Source organism: Herbaspirillum sp. Her4 (assembly GCF_057961335.1).
The window spans coordinates 5,614,142-5,631,905 of record NZ_CM176330.1 but is presented as its reverse complement, the minus strand read 5'-3'; the positions used below and the strand labels follow the sequence as shown (position 1 = coordinate 5,631,905).

Here is a 17,764-nt window from a genome sequence, read left to right as displayed (position 1 = left end):
AGGTCTTGTTGCGCCTGGCTGCCTGCACGAGGACCAGGATCATGGGCGGAACCAGTCGACGCGATTTCCTAAGATTGTCGGCCAGCGTGGCCGGTGCCGCCAGCGCCGCCGCACTGCTGCCGGCCTCGATCAGCAAGGCCCTGGCCATCGCGCCCCAGGTGCGCACGGGCAGCATCGAGGATGTCGAACACATCGTGGTCTTCATGCAGGAGAACCGGTCCTTCGATCACTATCTGGGGCATCTGTCCGGTGTGCGCGGCTACAACGACCGCTTTCCGGTGACGCTGCCCAATGGCCGTCCGGTCTGGTTCCAGCCACGTCAGGAGGATCCCGCCGCCGTCATCGCACCGTTCCGTTACGACACCACCGATCCGGCGATGAATGCGCAATGCGTCGGCAGCCTGCCGCACACCTGGGCCACCACCCAGGGGGCCATCAACGGCGGACGCGCCGATCAATGGGCGCAGCAGAAGGGCAATCTGTGCATGGGTTACCACGTGCGCGAGGACATTCCCTTTCACTATGCCCTGGCCGATGCCTTCACCGTCTGCGACCAGTATTTCTGCTCGATTCCCGGCAACACCCATCCCAACCGCATGTACCTGATGACGGGCATGATCGATCCGCTGGGCAGCGGAGGTGGACCGCTGCTGGACAATACCGACTACATCGACAACCAGTTCAGCAGCACCAAGCTGCCGCCCTTCACCTGGACCACCTATCCGGAACGGCTGGAGCAGGCCGGCATTTCCTGGCAGGTCTACCAGCAGGGCACTGACTTCGACAAGTTCAGTGGCAACTACGGTACCAACATGCTGGCTTCGTTCGAGAACTTCGTGCATGCCCCCATCGGTTCCTCCCTGCACGCGCGCGGCATGAGTACCCGCAGCGTCGCGCAGCTCAGGGCCGATGTGGAGCAGGGCAAGCTGCCGCAGGTGTCGTGGCTGCTGCCGCCGGCGGTGTATTCCGAGCATCCGGATTACACGCCGCTGTATGGCGCGCGCTATCTCTCCGACATCCTCGATGCGCTCACCGCCAATCCCGAGGTGTGGAGCAAGACCGTGCTCTTCATCATGTATGACGAGAACGATGGCTTCTTCGACCACGTGGTCCCGCCGCAGGCCCCCACGGTGCCGGGTTCCGGCAAGAGCACGGTGGACATCGCGCTGGAGCGCCATGCCGTGGTGGCCGCGAGCCAGCAGGGCAAGTTCACTGCCGACCAGCTGCCCTACGGGCTGGGCCCGCGCGTGCCGATGTTCGTGGTCTCGCCATGGTCGCGCGGCGGACGGGTCAATTCGCAGGTGTTCGATCACACGTCCGTACTGCAATTCATCGAGCGCCGCTTCGGCGTCATCGAGCCCAACATTTCTCCCTGGCGGCGTGCGGTGTGCGGCGACCTCACATCGACGCTGGATTTCAGCCGGCGCGATACCTCGGCACCGCGCCTGCCCGATACCACCCACTACCTGGCCGATTCCGACCTGCAATGCAAACGTCCGGTCGCCATCAGCGCGCCCGCACCCGGCGCCGCGCTGTCCGTCGCGCCGCAGGAAGCGGGCGTGCGGACTGCCTGTGTCTTGCCCTATGCGCTGCACGTGCATGGCAGCCGCGAGGGCGACCGTTACATCCTGCGCTTCGACAATGTCGGCCGGCAGGGCGCGCATTTCCAGGTCCACGACGATGTCCTCGGTAGCGCACCGCGCGGCTATACCGTGGAGGCCGGCAAGCAGCTCGGTGACAGTTGGCCGCTTGCTGCCGGAGGCCGTTACCAGTTCAGCGTGTGGGGACCGAACGGCTATTTTCGCCGTTTCGCAGGGCAGGCCGGAAGCACGTCGCAGCCGGAACCGGAACTGCGCAGCCATTACGATGCGGCCCGCGGCGTGCTGAACGTCAGCTTGCTCAATCCCGGCCCGGCACCCTTGATCGCCACGGTCACCGATCTGGCCTACGGCCACCCCCCGCGCGTGCTGCACGTGCCGGCCGGGCAGAGCGTCAGCAGCGCCTGGGATCTGGCGGCCAGCCACCACTGGTACGACCTGCAGTGGCAACTGCAGGACCGGCCGCACTGGCTGCGCCGGCTGGCGGGCCATCTGGAAACCGGTCGCCCCAGCATGAGCGATCCGGCCGCCACGGCACCGGTGACGACCGCACTCTGAAGCCCCTGCAGGCGGGTGTTTCGTGGCTGACAAAGCGCTGACAAGTTGGCCTCAGGCATGTTGGCAAAATCGCCACATTCCGGTTCCTGTGGACGGTTTGCTGCGTTTTGGGGCAGTTTTACCTGCTTAGCCTTGACGGCGGGGGGCATAAGTCAATAAGCTTCGTCCTTTTTTCCGCGCGGCGGGAAAAAACGGTCAGAGTTTCTCATCAGAAACTGACGCTTTCTGACCATCCAAAAGCATGGCGCCCCTGTCACCGCACCGGCCGGCGCCGCCCGCAAGCCTTACATCATCGTCCTCTCACCGGTGCCTGGTGCCGGTGGCGAGCGAGGGCAGGAGAACACATGAAGAAACGCATTCCACAAGCCGCCTACATCTTTGCAGCCATGCTGCTGGGCATCCTGGTCGGCTACCTGATTTTCAATCACTACGACAAGGGCGAGGCCAAGGAGCTGGCGGGCTATATCTCGATTGCCTCGGACCTGTTCCTGCGCCTCATCAAGATGGTCATCGCACCGCTGGTGTTCTCGACCCTGGTGGTGGGCATCGCCCACATGGGCGACGCCAAGTCGGTGGGCCGCATCTTCGGCAAGTCGCTGGCCTGGTTCTTCATCGCTTCGCTGGTGTCGCTGGCGCTGGGCATGATCATGGCCAACCTGCTGCAACCGGGCGCCGGCGTGGCGCTGCCTTCGCCGGATGCTGCCGGTGCGGGCCTGGCCACCAGCAAGTTCACGGTCAAGGAATTCTTCAACCACCTGGTACCCAAGTCGATTGTGGAAGCCATGGCGCAGAACGAGATCCTGCAGGTGGTGGTGTTCTCCATGTTCTTCGGCATCGCCCTGGCGGCGCTGGGTGAACGCGGCAAGCACCTGCTGCTCGTCATCGACGACCTGTCGCACACCATGCTGAAGATCACCGTCTACGTCATGAAGTTCGCGCCGGTGGCGGTGTTTGCCGCCATGGCCGCAACGGTGGCCGTCAACGGTCTGGACATCCTGGTCAGCTTCGCGGTCTTCATGCGTGACTTCTACTTCTCGCTGGTGCTGCTGTGGGTGATCCTGATCGCGGTGGGCTTCGTGTTCCTGAAGAAGCGCATCTTCCACCTGCTGGCGCTGATCAAGGAAGCGTTCCTGCTGGCCTTCGCCACCGCCAGCTCGGAAGCGGCCTATCCGAAGCTGCTGGACGCGCTGGACCGCTTTGGCGTCAAGCGCAAGATCTCCAGCTTCGTCATGCCGATGGGGTATTCCTTCAACCTCGACGGTTCGATGATCTACTGCACCTTCGCTACGCTCTTCATCGCGCAGGCCTATGGCATCCACATGCCCATCTCCACCCAGATCACCATGATGCTGGTGCTGATGCTGACCTCCAAGGGCATCGCCGGCGTGCCGCGCGCCTCGCTGGTGGTGATCGCCGCCACGCTGCACCAGTTCAACATCCCGGAAGCGGGCCTGCTGGTGATCCTGGGCATCGATACCTTCCTCGACATGGGCCGTTCGGCTACCAATGCGGTGGGCAACTCGATCGCTTCGGCCGTGGTGGCCAAGTGGGAAGGCGGCCTGCTGAGCGAAGAAGAAGCCGCGCGCGCCGAAGTCGAGATCGAACAGGAAGCCGAAGCCACGCTGCATACGGAAGCCTGATCCGATAGTTAGTCCAAGAATGAAACAATGCCGCCCGGTGATGAGCCGCGCGGCATTTTTCATGGGTGAAAGGAAAGTGATTCAGGCCGGCAGCGCCTCGGATTGCTTGACCGCAATCCATTCCTGCAAGGTGATCTCGATGGTGATGAAAGAGAGATTGGCCCCGCGCACGAAGCGTCCGGCAAAGATGCGGCCCTCGGTATCGGCCACCACGCCTTGCAGCGGATGGGCGCTGCCCGCGCCATCGGCAAAACCGATTTCACCGAAGACGTTGAGGATTTCCACGCCCGGCCCGTTGATCTCCATCGCACGCACGCCGGACGGGGTGGCGTATTGCAGATGGGCATCGATGAGGCTGCCGATGGCGCCCCGCACGATGGCCTTGTCCATGTCGTGCTGTCGGCACAGCGCTTCCACGCTTTCGGTGAGGTCCTGGTTGGGTTTGAGCCGGGCCATCACCAGCTTGCCGAGCTGGCCCTGTTCTACGTGGATGTGGTCGTCAAGGGAGTCGCTGTCATGGGCGGGGAGCGTCATCATCATTCCATGGGTGTCGGATGCAATAGACTGAAGTGCGTCTCTTCATCGCTGTTGACGACGAAGGCGCTGCGGGAGAACAGGCACAGGCGCAGGATGAGCGGATCGTCGCCCACCTCCACCGTGTCGAGCAGCAGATGGCCGCCATGCAGCGTGCCATCGCCATCGATGAAACCTGAGTGGCAATGCAGTAATACTTTTCCATCGGCGTTCTGGCCGATGGTGATGGCGCCGGTCACGAAGCTGATGACGCCTTCCAATACATGCGGTGGTCCGTAGTCATAAGGCCGGTCGGGATCGCCGGTCTGTTCGATGCGGTGGTAATGCAGGCGCCGCGCGGTACCGCCGCACAGTCGCCCGACGCCGCCGCGCTGGCCGTAGCGTGCCAGCACGCGGCGCAAGGCCGGGCCGACCGGGGTGCCCGGTTGCAGCGTGATACGAAGTTCCTCGGCCGGGTCGGCCTCCAGGTCCAGCGTGCGCGGATAGCTTGGCTGGCCTGCATGAAGGAACTTGCGCACCGCCAGGAAACCGGCGCTGGCCGTGGTCTCGCCTGGTTGGCTGGAGAGTTTCATAGGCGGTAGTCGCCTTGCTCTTCCAGCAGCGCCTTGATCTGTTTCTTGACGATCTTGCCGTAGCCCGACTTGGGCATGCTGTCCCAGTAGACGAAGCGGCGCGGCCACTTGTACTTGCCGATGCGGGTTTCCAGATGCGCCAGCAAGGCCTCGCCATCGACCTGCTGGCCAGCCTTGCAGACGATCACCGCCAGCCCGCTTTCGCCCCACTTGGGATCGGGCACGCCCAGCACCGCCACTTCGGAGACGGCCGGATGCGTCAGCAGGGCTTCCTCGATCTCGCGCGGATAGACGTTGGAGCCGCCCGAGATGTACATGTCAGAGGAACGTCCGGTGATGTAGAGGAAGCCATCCTTGTCCACATGCCCGAGGTCGCCGGTATGGAACCAGTCATGCTTGAAGGCCTTGGCATTGGCCTCCGGATTGTTGTGATAGCCCATGAAGACGGCCGGTCCGCGCACGCAGATTTCGCCGGTCTCGAAGGGCGCCAGTTCTTGTCCATCCTCGTTCAGGATGGCGATCTGCATGCCGGTACGCGGCATGCCGCAGGAACCCACGCGCGCCTGCGGATGGGCGTCATCCTCGAAGTGCAAATAGGACGGCAGGAAGGTGATATTGCCGGTCACTTCACCCAGGCCGTAATACTGCACCAGCACCTTGCCCAGCTTCTTCAATGCATGGACCTGGTCGGCGCGATACATGGGGGCGCCGGCATAGATGACGTGTTTCAGCGAGCTGTGGTCGTAGCGGTCCACCGACTCATCCTCGACCAGGATCTTGACGATGGTGGGCACCGTGAAGAGATTGTCCACCTTGTATTTTTCCACCAGCTGCCAGGCTTCCTCGACCACCAGCCGTTCGGAAGAGAGCAGGATGCTGGCCGCACCTCGCGCGGTATTGACCACGGCATGCACGCCTGCGCCGTGTGACAGCGGTGCCACCACCAGCGAGCGCGATTGATGCGTGAGTCCCGGCATCAGGTCGGCCAGGTGATTGGTCACCACGAAGGCCATCTGGCCGTGCGAGAGCATGCCCGCCTTGGGATGGCCGGTGGTGCCGGAGGTATAGAAGAACCACAGCGGATCGTCGTAATCGACTTCGGCCTCGCGGAAGGTTTCGCCGCTGCCATCGGCCACCAGGGTTTCGTAATCGAGTTCGCCCGGCCGTGCGTCGGCCAGGGCCACCACGTGTTCGAGCGTGGGCGAGGCGGATTTCACCGCGTCGACATACGGTGCGAAACCGCGGTCATACAGCATCACGCAGGCGCCGCTGGACTGGCCGAGATAGGCGGCCTCGGGCGGCGTGATGCGGAAATTGGTCGGCACCCAGACCACGCCCATCTTGAAGGCGGCCCAGGCACTCTCGAAGATCTGCTGGTTGTTGCGCGAGTGGACCAGCATCTTGTCGCCCTTCTTGACGCCGCGCCGGGTGAGGGCGTGGGCCAGCGCATCGACGCGGGCATTGATCTCGCGCCAGGGGATCAGGCGGTCGCTGCCATCGGTTGCGCCTTGCGCCAGGATCAGGCCCGGCTCTTCCGGAAAGCGGCGCGCCACGTCCGAGAGCAGGCGGCCCAGGTTCATCACTTTGCTTAACATCGTCTCACTCGTCCCGATTCTTCTGATGGAATTCTGATGGAAATTGGCGTGCTGCCTTGTTCTGTTTTTTTTGCACATCACTTCATATGGCGCGCCATCCTTCAACGCCAGGATGGCGCGCCGGGGCTGCTACCGCATTTTCAGTTCACACGCTCCAGAATGCTCACATAGTTGGCCACCGCCGCACCGCCCATGTTGAACACGCCGGCATAGCGCGCATTGGCGATCTGCATGTCGCCCGCATCATGGGATGCCTGCATGGCCGCCATCACGTGCATCGAGACACCGGTGGCACCGACAGGATGGCCCTTGGACTTCAGCCCGCCCGAGGGATTGACCGGCAGCTTGCCGTCCTTGGCGGTGATGCCTTCGGCAATCACGCGCGCGCCCTGGCCGTGCGGGGCCAGGCCCATGGCTTCGTATTCCAGCAATTCGGCCACGGTGAAGCAGTCGTGCGTTTCCACCAGCGAGAGATCATCGAGGCTCAGGCTGGCTGCGCCCAGCGCCTTCTTCCAGGCCAGCTCGGCCGCTTCGAAGCGGGTCGGATCGCGGCGCGACAACGGCAGGAAATCATTGACGTGGACCGCCGCACGGAACTGCACTGCGCGCGGCATGGACTTGGCCACATCGGCAGCGCTGATGACGAGGGCAGCTGCACCATCGGAAATGAGCGAGCAGTCGGTGCGCTTGAGCGGACCGGCCACGTACGGGTTCTTGTCGGAGACCGTGCGGCAGAAATCGAAACCGAAATCCTTGCGCATGTGCGCATAGGGATTGACCATGCCGTTCTTGTGATTCTTGGCCGCGATCATCGCCAGCGCATCGGACTGGTCGCCGAAGCGATCGAAGTAGCTCTGCGCGATTTTGCCGAAGACCCCGGCAAAGCCGCCCGGAATGCCCGCCTCTTCCTTGGCGTAGCAGGCCTTGAGCAGCACCTCGCCCACTTGCGCGGTGGCCAGCTCGGTCATCTTCTCGAAGCCGATCACCAGCACGTGTTTCGATTCGCCGGCCTTGATCGCCTGCAGGCCCGAATGGATGGCCGCCGAACCGGTGGCGCAGGCATTCTCCAGGCGCGTGGCGGGTTTGAAGCGCAGCTGCGGCAGCGTGTTCAGGACCAGCGAAGAAGGGAAATCCTGGTACAGGAAACCGGCATTGAAGGTGCCGAAATGCACCGAGTCGATGTCTTCCGGTTGCAGTCCTGCGTGCTCGATGGCGGCCTTGGCGACCTGGCCGATCAGCACTTCCGGATCGATGCCGTCGAGCTTGCCGAACTGCGAATGGTTCCAGCCGGTGATGCAGGGTGAGGATGCAGAAACAGTCATGGGGTTGTCCTTGTGTCCGTAATCACGGGGTCAATGGAGCGGGGTCGCTCCGTTACACACAGGGGCAATATGCAAAATCGGTGCCACGCGCAGGACCGCTTGCGCCACCGCATGCAGCCGGTGTCGAAGGTCCCTTGCCTCGGCATCGCGCAGCCGGTGATGGCGCCATCGCGCCAGGTGCCGGCCTGCATCTTGCCCGTCTCCTGAGAGTGCCGGCGCAAAGCCGCGCCGGGTCTCGCTTTGTTGTTGATGTTGATGCGTGCTGATGTGTTCGGCAGGCGGCCCGCTCATTCCCGATATGCAGGAAAAAATGGAACAGGGCAGGGCCGTGCCCGCCGACCGCATGAAGATAGCACGTACTTTACGTTAACGTAAATCATTGCGCTGCAGCAGCCGGCAGGCATCACTATTGCCGGTGAGCAGCATGAACAGGTGTCGATTCCTGCGACAGTGCAGCGACACTCCTGCGACAGGTGTCGCAGCCCCGCTGCACGTAAATAAATGAGGGCGGCGATGATTGCGTGCTTGTACAGGCCCGCCCTTATCGCAGAGAATACAGGCGCAGTGCCGTTGAGGGAGCGGGGCGAGGCCATGCCGACCAGGGAGGACCGGGGGCTTGGCATCCAATTTGCTCTGTCGAGGCACAGGCAGTGTTGACCACCCGGGACAGGGAGCTGCACGCCCGATCCAGCAAGCCCTGGTAGCGCCGGATTCAGCAAATTTCAAAATTACAAACAGACAGACAGGAGACAAGCAGATGGAACAATCCACTGGCAAGATCACGCGCCGCCATTTTCTGAAGACGGCTTCGGTGGCCTCGGCTGCCGCCGCTACCGGCCTGGTATCGACCTCCGCGCATGCGGCCGAATTCACCTTCAAGTACGCCAACAATCTGCCGGTCACGCACCCGATGAATGCGCGCGCCAAGGAAATGGCCGCGGCCATCGCGGAACAATCCAAGGGCCGCATCGAACTGCAGCTCTACCCCAACAACCAGTTGGGCACCGATACCGACATGCTCTCGCAGGTGCGTGCGGGCGCGATTGATTTCTTCACGCTCTCGCCGCTGATCCTGGGCACGCTGGTGCCGGCTGCGCAGATCTCCGGCATCGGGTTTGCCTTCAAGGATTACAGCCAGGTCTGGCCGGCCATGGATGGCGAGCTGGGTGCGCACGTGCGCAAGCAGATCGAAGCCAAGTCCACACTGTTCGCCTTTGAAAAGATCTGGGACAACGGCTATCGCCAGATCACCAACAGCACCAAGCCCATCAAGGCGGCCGACGACCTCAAGGGCATGAAGCTGCGCGTGCCGCCCAGCCCGCTGTGGACCTCCATGTTCAAGGCCTTCGATGCGGCACCGACCTCGATCAACTTCGCCGAAGTCTATTCGGCCCTGCAGACCAAGATCGTGGAAGGCCAGGAAAACCCCATGGCCATCATCTCCACCGCCAAGCTCTACGAAGTGCAGAAGTACTGCTCCATCACCAACCACATGTGGGATGGCTTCTGGTTCCTGGGCAACAAGAAATCCTTCGAGCGCCTGCCCAAGGACCTGCAAGACCTGATGGCCCGCATCATCAACGAAGCCGCCATGAACCAGCGCGCCGACGTGCGCAAGCTCAACGATTCGCTGGTCGATGAAATGAAGGGCAAGGGTCTGGCCTTCAACAATGCCGATGCCGATTCCTTCCGCGCCAAGCTGCGCAGTGCCGGTTTCTATGCCGAGTGGAAGAAGAAGTTCGGCGACGAGCCCTGGGCCCTGCTGGAAAAGTACACCGGCAAGCTGGCCTGAGCGCTTCGTTTGCCGGGGCTCATGCCTGCATGAGCCCGTGCGCCGGAGTGCTGCCCTCGCCGTGAGGGCAGCGCTCCCGCCCTGAATCCATTTCGCTGGAGCTTGATGATGGAAGCTGCAATGACTTACCGCGCCCCGGTCAACATGAACCCGGCTGCGCGCGCGCTGGTCGCATTCAATCGCATGGTGATGCACGTGGTCGGTGCCGTGGCGGCCGCCCTGGTGGTGGCTGAAACCGTGGTGCTGCTGACCGGCGTGATCTACCGCTATGCGCTGCATGACCCCCTGGTATGGTCGGATGAACTGGCCTCGATTCTGTTCATCTGGCTGTCGATGCTGGGGGCCGTGCTGGCGCTGGATCGTGGCGAGCACATGCGGCTCACCGCCATCATCAACAAGTGTTCCGAGAAAGGCCGCGTGTGGCTCGAAACGGTGGCGGCACTGGTGGTCTGCATCTTCGTGCTGATGGTGATCCATCCGGCCGTGGACCATGCGGTGGAGCAGATGCCGATCACCACGCCGGCGCTGGAAATCCCCGATGGCCTGCGCGCTGCGGCCCTGCCGGTCGGCGCGATCCTGATGCTGCTGGCGGCGGTCTCGCGCATGGCGGCCATGACGACGATGCGACTGCTGCTCTCGGCACTGGCCGTGGTGGCCGTGATTGCGGGCGCGCTGTGGCTGGCCAAGCCCATGCTGCTGGGCATGGGCAATTACAACCTGATCGTGTTCTTCGTGCTGCTCATCGGCGTATGCGTGGCCGGTGGCATTCCCATCGCGTTCGCTTTCGGTACGGCCACCATGGCCTATCTGGCCCTGGCCACCACGGCACCGCTGATGATCGTGGTCAGCCGCATGGACGAGGGCATGTCCAGCCTGATCCTGCTGTCGGTGCCGCTGTTCGTGCTGCTGGGCTCCTTGCTGGAAATGTCGGGCCTGGCCAAGACCCTGATCGACTTCATGGCCGCGCTGCTGGGCCACGTGCGCGGCGGCCTGCAATACGTGCTGCTGGGGGCGATGTTCCTGGTCTCCGGCATCTCCGGTTCCAAGGCAGCCGACATGGCCGCGATTGCCCCGGCGCTGTTCCCCGAGATGAAGAAGCGCGGTTCCAAGCCGGAAGAACTGGTGGCCTTGCTGTCCTCCTCCGGTGCCATGACCGAAACCATTCCGCCGAGCCTGGTGCTCATCACCATCGGTGCGGTCTGCAGCGTGTCGATCACGGCGCTGTTCATTGGCGGACTGATGCCGGCGGCCATTGCCACCATTGCCATTGCGGTCGTGTGCTGGATGCGGGCGCGCCGCGAGCCGATGCCGGATGTGCAGCGCGCGCCGGTCTCGCTGATCGTCAAGACCCTGATCGCGGCCATTCCGGCGCTGGCGCTGCCCATGCTCATCCGCGTGGCCGTCATCGAAGGCGTCGCCACGGCGACCGAAGTGGCCACCATCGGCGTGGCCTATACGGTGGTGGTCGGGCTGATCATGCACCTGTTCCTGAAGCACCTGAACTTCAAGCGGCTCTATCCCATGCTGATCGAATCGGCGGCCTTGTCGGGCGCCATCCTGCTCATCATCGGCATGGCTACCGCGATGGCCTGGGCGCTCACGCAATCGGGATTCTCGGCCAAGCTGGTGGCGCTGATGCAGGGCGTGCCGGGCGGCGGTGCCGGGTTCCTGCTGATCACCATCGTCATCTTCATCGTGCTGGGCAGCCTGCTGGAAGGCATTCCCGCCATCGTGCTGTTCGGGCCGCTGCTGTTCCCGGTGGCGCGTTCGCTGGGCGTGCATGACGTGCACTATGCGATGGTGGTGATCCTGGCCATGGGCATCGGCCTGTTCGCACCGCCTTTCGGGGTCGGCTTCTATGCCGCCTGCGCCATCGGCAAGGTCTCGCCGGATGGCGTGTTCAACCGGGTCTGGGGCTACCTGGCCGCGCTGGTGGTAGCGCTGCTGGTGGTGGCCTTCGTGCCCTGGATTTCCATCGGTTTCCTCTGATCCCCGCATGAGTCTTGCGAGCGATCGGGAAGCTTCCTTGATTGACCTGCCAACGACGAATTAAAAACGGCGGCCCCACCTCCTTGCGGGGCCGCCCACATCCACGGAGACAATATGAATCGCAATGATAGCGGCGCCCGCGTGGCGCTCGTGACGGGCGGAGCCATGGGCATCGGCGCCAGCATTTCTGCACAACTGGCCGCCAAGGGACACACCGTCCTGGTGGCCGACATCAACCTGGAAGCGGCGTCCAAGACCGCCGATGCGCTGGTGGCTGCCGGCCATCGCGCAGCCGCGCTGCAGATGGATCTGGGCAGTCCGGAGGCGATTGCCCAGGCCTTCGCCCACATCGAGAAGGATTACGGACGCTGCGACGTGCTGGTCAACAATGCGGGCGTGGCGCGCACCTATTCCTTCCTGGACTATCCCCTCGACAACTGGCTGCAGACCATGAACGTCAACGTGACCGGCGTGCTGCTGGCGGGCCAACATGCGGCGCGGCTGATGGTCAGCAAAGGCTGGGGGCGCATCGTCAACATCTCTTCCATCTCGGGCATCCGCGCCGGTGCCGGCCGCACGGCCTATGGCACCTCGAAGGCCGCGGTCATCGGGCTCACGCGCCAGATGGCCATCGAGCTGGCGCAGTACGGCATCACCGTCAACAGCGTCGCCCCCGGTCCTGTCGACACGCCCATGACCCAGGCCATGCATTCGGAGCAGACGCGCGAGAGCTATTACCGGCTGGTCCCGATGCGCCGCTATGGCACCACCGATGAAATCGCCTCGGCGGTCTGCTACCTGGCGGCGGAGGAATCGGCCTACATCACCGGTCACGTGATTCCGGTCGATGGCGGCTTCGTTGCCGGTGGCGTGCTGGAAATCTGAGAGGGCATCGATGGACAAGCTCATGCAAGACAAGGCCATCATCGTCACCGGTGCCGGTTCGGTGGGCGAGGGCTGGGGCAACGGCAAGGCCGCTGCCGTGCTGTATGCGCGCGAGGGCGGCCGGGTGCTGGCGGTAGATCGCAGCATCGAAGCCGCATTGGAGACCCAGGAGATCATCCGCCGCGAAGGTGGCGTGTGTGAAGTGCTGGCGGCGGACGTCTCGCGCAGTGCCGATGTGAAAGCCATTGCGGAGGCGGCCATGGCGCATTTCGGGCGGGTCGACGTCTTGCACAACAACGTCGGCATCGCCGAAGTCGGCGGGCCGGTGGAGACCAGCGAAGAAAGCTGGAACCGGCTGGTGGCGGTCAACCAGACCAGCCTGTTCCTGACGCACAAGCATGTGCTGCCGATCATGGAAAAGCAAAGGAAGGGCGCCATCGTCAACATCTCCTCGATGGCGGCTTTGCGCTGGATCGGTTTTCCCTACCTGGGCTATACGGCGACCAAGGCGGCGATCCTGGCCTTCACCAAGAACGTGGCGATGCAGTATGCGCCCATGGGCATCCGCGCCAATTGCGTGCTGCCCGGCATGATGGACACGCCCATGATCCGCGAGCCGCTCAAGGCTTCCTATGGCGGCGACATCGAGGAGATGCGCGCCAAGCGCAATGCGCAATGTCCGATGGGCTTCATGGGGGATGCGTGGGACGTGGCGCATGCCTCGCTGTTCCTCGCTTCCGACAACGCGCGCTACATCACGGGGCTGGACATGATCGTCGATGGCGGGCTGTCGCTGCGCTGTGTCGGCTGAGTGCCGCTTGTTGAACCTTGTTTGTTGACCGCGGCCAGGCGGGCGTGGAAGCCGACCTGCTGCGGTTTGATGCCCGGACGTGCAAGAACGTCCGGGCTTTTTTTCACGAGATGCCCTTTAAATAACGGACGTTGCTTTTGCACTACTTCAACGTTCCCACGCTTACAGTTTTAATAGACCATAGTCACGGCATAGATGTCACCTGTTACGGGCGGATTGATGATTCAGGCTACGCCGTGGATGCTTGTGTTGCACGGTTTTTCATCCGCTTCCGCTTGGTCAGCTCCTGCTATATCCTCTCACCCATCGTGGAAGCCACATCTGTCAATCTATTCATTAAGCGGCTTTTGTCCGCACAAGATCGTCATCTAAAAAGAGTTTTCAATTCATTTTCATGTTTTCTAAAAGACTCTTTCCCTCGCCGATATAAAAGATTGAGCTTGGCGACATCGCGCTCAGTTAAATCAGCAGCCATGTCCAATGTATTATAAGTCTCGTTGATTCGGACAATTGGGACGTCCTTAAATAGGACATCTGAGAGCTGTTCCATTGAATGAGTATTGATGCCCAATGTTTTGCGTAGAAGTCGAACAAGAAAAAATTTCGAAATGAACCAGTTATGCCAATACTTAGCAGGCTCTGGATAGCTGCCAACGCCAATGCTGACAACCCGAAGTTGAGAGTATTTAAAATTTAATGCCCGAACCGCATCTGCGATTGCATATAGCGTCGGATTATTTGCGCAGTACCCTCCGTCCAATAACTCAATATGATCGCCATCCTCAGTTACGACAATTTTGCGATTGAAAATTGGATATGCTGAGCACGAGGCGACTACAGCATCTGCGATAGTGCATCCGAACCCTGGCGAAAATGTAGCCTGCATCGCATGAGCTTGATCTACATTTGTTTTGAATATCATCGGAGTTTGTTCGACCCAACGGGTGGAAACTAGACCGACACGAGTTTTCATCGCGTCAAATTTAAGATCACCATAGACTTCAGTGGCCAACCCTTCTAATGCTTGTGTCCTCTTTTTTGCGGTGTGCGAACCCATAATAGTGGGTACATATTTTTTATATAATTCATGGATGTCTGCGACCGATTTCCCCATTGCGAGCAGTGACGCGATAATTGCGCCTGTGCTGGTTCCATAGATTAAATCAAATTGGGTGCAAAGCAGTTTGCCTTCCAAAAGAGCTTCGAGTTCACTCAATACTCCAATTGTATAAAAGCCTTTTGCTCCCCCGCCATCAAGGGTGAGAATCCGAAACTTCTCATTTTCAAAAGGCTTTTCACCTGACGTCGAATTTTGATTCATCATCAATGAGAGCCTCGAATTATCGCTCTTGGAATTGTTAATCTTGGGATGCCCAAACCGCCCAGTTTATATTTCAAGAAAGCAATCTCCACTTGCGTAAAAAGAAATATGCCCGTCAGAACTTACTTTAATTGCGACCCCTTCTTTACTAGCGCCAATAGCGGCGCGTGTACGAGCACCTTGGGCCGCTCCAGCCGACGCCTTGGTCATGGCACCAAAGGCAAGAATTTCCCCTTTGGCATCGACGATAATTGCGCCGTCCATTGATGCCACATCAGTAAGAACTCGACGATCTAGATTTTGTATCTTTTTACCACGTAGAAAACCGTCGATTGCCCTTTCGGCAGGACCCCGTTTTGTACCATCTATGCGATCTGTCGCACTAACCAGTAAACTTTTCAACGACGACCTGTTCCAAAGGATTATGAGCAATCCTCCTGTTCGTCGAAATGCCAGATCTAAGGCCACCTGATATAGATGGCTTAACGGTAGGCCTTTGCCTGCGACAGCCCCATTTACTGACCAAGCATTACGTAGCCGAGCAATGATCGCGGTGTGATTCCATGTTTTCCAAATTCCTGACTTAAGCGTAAATCTCAGTTCGCCGCCTTGAACAACAATAAGGTCGCCGCTTCGAATCAGAGCAATACCTATTCCATTCAGCTCATCGCTTGCATTTGCAATGCTGGCACACCACCAAGGTCTGCGCATTAGCTTTTTACTCTCTCCCGAAGGGGTTTCTAGCGGCAGATATCCGGCTATTTGGACGTGCTGATCAAGTAGAAGCGCGGTAGAGAACCCATCTGTAAGACACGCTAATCGTTTGCTTTCATACGCTTCTGAAATAGGTACTTCGCCTCTTATTCTAGGAGCGATGATTAACCCATAAGAAATATTCTTACTTTCATAAGTTTTATAGCTCAAAGAGCGAATAAAACGCAGTGCTCCGACTAGCGGTCCAGCTAAGTTGGCGGTTCGTTCAAGCTCTTTAGCAACTGATAGAGTGCCGAAATCGACGAGGGAAAGCGCATCTCCTAATTCGGAGTCAACCATTTGTGTTGCCTCTAAAGCCAAACACAGCAAGAACTCATAATCCGGCTTGCTAACAGCGCCAGAGTATCGCTGGCATTTTGCTTGAATCCTTAAGCCACTTTCAAAATTTATTGATACCTGCACGCTACTTGGAGGTTTCCATAGGACTTCGCCTTCTGTACTCGTTGCTCCATCAACTAACGCTGTCCAGGGTTCGAATTTCAAATGAGGTACCGACTCCTCAAGGCGCGTCAAAACGGAACGGATTTCCTCTGGATCCTTCAATCGCTTACGGATCCTATTTGCCGATTTCGGTGCAAATTTCACTTGGCATCCCAATGAAAAAATTCAGGCGCTTGCTGCGCTACTTTGTGTGGCGTGCATGCTTAACAAAGTCATCAATCACCACAGCGGCGCCCAGCGTGTGTTGATCAATTAATTTTTGAACGTGAATTGCCGAAAGCGAAGAGAAATCTTGAGATTCGAAGGACTTATAAAACGCCTGAACCCGCCTAGTGAATTTCCTTAGCTCAGTGGCTCTCATGACTTCAACTTCCTGCAAAAAGTTGGCTGAGCTTGCGACAACGTTTGAGGGATGAATTAGAACGTTCTTTACATACATGCCCGCATAGTGTTTTTTAAACCAAGCATATGAGCGATTAATTTGTTCTGCTTCTTTTTTATTAATTTCGGCTCGCTCTAGCTCGACTTCGTTTTTGCACTCCCAGAGAATATAGTGAGTGTCATCTAGAGCCCACAAATTATCTGGGCCTTCTTTCCACTCCTTATCAGGCCGCTCCCCTGCAAAGCCAAGGGCCTCGCTCAACTCGTGTAGCGCCTGTTCGAACTTATCGGCTTTAACGCCGAATGACAAGCGGCTACATATATCTGAAAGGGATACATCAAGTTCGTGATAATTGCCGAATCTCTTTACCCATGATATCAGTCGCTCGACTCTGCTGTGACTGACAACAGTAAGCTTAGCTACGCTCACGCCCGCTGGTGGGAGTAGAAGTAAGCGATTTGATTTATGAGCCTCAATTTGAAGGCGCGTAGATTCTATGCGATCCCATCTATATAGATAACGTGCCATGTCTTGAAGGTACCAGCCAGTATCTACTCTGTCTATTACGCCACTATCCAGCGATTTCTGTAGAGTTTCGGCCGCATCTTGATAGTTTCCACGGTTAAACGCCAACTCGGCCTGCAGTTCGGCAAGATATGACTTAAGGACTCGGTCGTTCGGTGGTTTAGAGCTCGTCGAGTCCATTTTTTCGGTATAGAAAGCCTTCCAACTCGGGTCTCTACGCAAGCATTGATTAATCAGTGCACTCAACGCCTCTAAAGGAGCAGTTCCGCCTGAGATATCCTCACTTCCAAACTCTGCTACTTCTAATCCGATCTCTATTTGCTTCGCCATTTGAGACGATAGAAATTTGCTAGATTTTCTCTCCCGAAGTAATCGTATTAGATCGGTGCCGATGACAATTATTACAGAGTAGTCCTTTTCGCCACGCACGCTCCGTCCCATTCCTTGCTCAATAGTTCGGATAGTACGCATTAAGGTTACTTCGCTATCAGGGCGGCAAGATTCCTGATACAAGTCGATTAGGCTCTCTGAATATGGAGTGCCATCGAAGATCAACACTCGACACGCGTCATCTGCCAAATCAATTCCGTCATATCGATTGACCAACACAACACATTGCTCGGCCTTTCCTGCTTTTAGATTTTCTACAATTGCATCAACGGTGTCGGATTTAGCGATGTTGGCACCATAAGATTCCCAGTCTCTAGAGGCATTGAAGCTGGGGGCTAATGCCACAACCCCTATCTTCCTACCTACAGCTGGCTTTGCAAGCCATTGCACCATAGCCCCTCTTCCCAAAGTGGAGTCCATTACGCTAGGAAGTAGAATCATTTTTTCACCAGACCAGCTTTCCAGATCATAAGTCAGCGGGTTGGTAATCGTTTCTGGTGCAAGCTGAAGTCCTTTTACGAGGAACGCATCGTCAGTGACTGTCGCCGACATAAAAATACGGTGCGGTGCCTTCCAATATGTTCCGAATGCGTCGAGAGGAGCTATATAGGGTTCGATCTCAATTGCGCTCCCTG

Annotated in this window: 13 protein-coding genes; 6 read left to right on the top strand and 7 right to left on the bottom strand. The window is 59.1% G+C overall.

All coding sequences use genetic code 11. The annotated features are described in order from the left end of the window. Positions 1–41 precede the first annotated feature (41 nt). Complete coding sequence (locus ACWFUC_RS25445; RefSeq protein WP_489623740.1) at positions 42–2,156, top strand: phosphocholine-specific phospholipase C; 2,115 nt, start codon at positions 42–44, stop codon at positions 2,154–2,156. 344 nt (positions 2,157–2,500) lie between these two features. Next, positions 2,501–3,796, top strand: a complete 1,296-nt coding sequence (locus ACWFUC_RS25440; RefSeq protein ID WP_121043809.1) for a dicarboxylate/amino acid:cation symporter — start codon at positions 2,501–2,503, stop codon at positions 3,794–3,796. 81 nt (positions 3,797–3,877) lie between these two features. On the opposite strand, the gene ACWFUC_RS25435 is transcribed toward ACWFUC_RS25440, so the two are convergent. The 4 genes from ACWFUC_RS25435 to ACWFUC_RS25420 form a co-directional block, all read right to left on the bottom strand. Next, on the bottom strand, positions 3,878–4,330 hold the full coding sequence (locus tag ACWFUC_RS25435; protein ID WP_489637415.1) for a PPC domain-containing DNA-binding protein: 453 nt from the start codon (positions 4,328–4,330) through the stop codon (positions 3,878–3,880). A gap of 2 nt (positions 4,331–4,332) precedes the next feature. Further along, on the bottom strand, positions 4,333–4,902 hold the full coding sequence (locus tag ACWFUC_RS25430; RefSeq protein WP_134223270.1) for a PPC domain-containing DNA-binding protein: 570 nt from the start codon (positions 4,900–4,902) through the stop codon (positions 4,333–4,335). Then, positions 4,899–6,575, bottom strand: coding sequence for an acyl-CoA synthetase (locus tag ACWFUC_RS25425; RefSeq protein ID WP_489623738.1), 1,677 nt, complete (start codon positions 6,573–6,575; stop codon positions 4,899–4,901). Before ACWFUC_RS25425 ends, ACWFUC_RS25430 begins: the two co-directional genes overlap by 4 nt. Positions 6,576–6,637: 62 nt before the next feature. Next, positions 6,638–7,819: an acetyl-CoA acetyltransferase gene (locus tag ACWFUC_RS25420; protein ID WP_134136579.1), complete on the bottom strand. Its 1,182-nt coding sequence runs from the start codon at positions 7,817–7,819 to the stop codon at positions 6,638–6,640. Between the two features lie 757 nt (positions 7,820–8,576). Here ACWFUC_RS25420 and ACWFUC_RS25415 point away from each other — a divergent pair. From ACWFUC_RS25415 to ACWFUC_RS25400, 4 genes are all read left to right on the top strand, one after another. Next, on the top strand, positions 8,577–9,611 hold the full coding sequence (locus ACWFUC_RS25415) for a TRAP transporter substrate-binding protein (RefSeq protein ID WP_204725983.1): 1,035 nt from the start codon (positions 8,577–8,579) through the stop codon (positions 9,609–9,611). Positions 9,612–9,716: 105 nt separating this feature from the next. Next, positions 9,717–11,600 (top strand): TRAP transporter large permease, encoded by a 1,884-nt coding sequence (locus tag ACWFUC_RS25410; protein ID WP_034329143.1) that lies wholly within the window; start codon positions 9,717–9,719, stop codon positions 11,598–11,600. Between the two features lie 114 nt (positions 11,601–11,714). Continuing rightward, a complete protein-coding gene (locus ACWFUC_RS25405) occupies positions 11,715–12,485 on the top strand; it encodes an SDR family NAD(P)-dependent oxidoreductase (protein WP_121043794.1) in 771 nt (256 codons plus the stop codon). A 10-nt stretch (positions 12,486–12,495) separates the two neighbouring features. Next, on the top strand, positions 12,496–13,296 hold the full coding sequence (locus ACWFUC_RS25400; RefSeq protein ID WP_121043791.1) for an SDR family NAD(P)-dependent oxidoreductase: 801 nt from the start codon (positions 12,496–12,498) through the stop codon (positions 13,294–13,296). A gap of 364 nt (positions 13,297–13,660) precedes the next feature. Here ACWFUC_RS25400 and ACWFUC_RS25395 read toward each other — a convergent pair whose 3' ends face one another. The 3 genes from ACWFUC_RS25395 to ACWFUC_RS25385 form a co-directional block, all read right to left on the bottom strand. Continuing rightward, positions 13,661–14,620: an anti-phage phospholipase gene (locus ACWFUC_RS25395; protein ID WP_489623737.1), complete on the bottom strand. Its 960-nt coding sequence runs from the start codon at positions 14,618–14,620 to the stop codon at positions 13,661–13,663. Between the two features lie 63 nt (positions 14,621–14,683). Continuing rightward, positions 14,684–15,976, bottom strand: coding sequence for a diadenylate cyclase (locus ACWFUC_RS25390; RefSeq protein WP_489623736.1), 1,293 nt, complete (start codon positions 15,974–15,976; stop codon positions 14,684–14,686). Between the two features lie 37 nt (positions 15,977–16,013). Continuing rightward, positions 16,014–17,681 carry a helicase C-terminal domain-containing protein gene (locus ACWFUC_RS25385; protein ID WP_489637414.1) on the bottom strand — a complete coding sequence of 556 codons (1,668 nt, stop codon included), beginning with the start codon at positions 17,679–17,681 and terminating at the stop codon, positions 16,014–16,016. Between the last annotated feature and the right edge of the window lie 83 nt (positions 17,682–17,764).

Coding starts and splice junctions, on each gene's coding strand:
- ACWFUC_RS25430 (WP_134223270.1), bottom strand. CDS start 4,902: ATGAAACTCTCCAGCCAACCAGGCGAGACCACGGCCAGCGCCGGTTTC.
- ACWFUC_RS25435 (WP_489637415.1), bottom strand. CDS start 4,330: ATGACGCTCCCCGCCCATGACAGCGACTCCCTTGACGACCACATCCAC.
- ACWFUC_RS25445 (WP_489623740.1), top strand. CDS start 42: ATGGGCGGAACCAGTCGACGCGATTTCCTAAGATTGTCGGCCAGCGTG.
- ACWFUC_RS25405 (WP_121043794.1), top strand. CDS start 11,715: ATGAATCGCAATGATAGCGGCGCCCGCGTGGCGCTCGTGACGGGCGGA.
- ACWFUC_RS25410 (WP_034329143.1), top strand. CDS start 9,717: ATGATGGAAGCTGCAATGACTTACCGCGCCCCGGTCAACATGAACCCG.
- ACWFUC_RS25395 (WP_489623737.1), bottom strand. CDS start 14,620: ATGATGAATCAAAATTCGACGTCAGGTGAAAAGCCTTTTGAAAATGAG.
- ACWFUC_RS25425 (WP_489623738.1), bottom strand. CDS start 6,575: ATGTGCAAAAAAAACAGAACAAGGCAGCACGCCAATTTCCATCAGAAT.
- ACWFUC_RS25415 (WP_204725983.1), top strand. CDS start 8,577: ATGGAACAATCCACTGGCAAGATCACGCGCCGCCATTTTCTGAAGACG.
- ACWFUC_RS25420 (WP_134136579.1), bottom strand. CDS start 7,819: ATGACTGTTTCTGCATCCTCACCCTGCATCACCGGCTGGAACCATTCG.
- ACWFUC_RS25385 (WP_489637414.1), bottom strand. CDS start 17,681: ATGTCGGCGACAGTCACTGACGATGCGTTCCTCGTAAAAGGACTTCAG.
- ACWFUC_RS25400 (WP_121043791.1), top strand. CDS start 12,496: ATGGACAAGCTCATGCAAGACAAGGCCATCATCGTCACCGGTGCCGGT.
- ACWFUC_RS25440 (WP_121043809.1), top strand. CDS start 2,501: ATGAAGAAACGCATTCCACAAGCCGCCTACATCTTTGCAGCCATGCTG.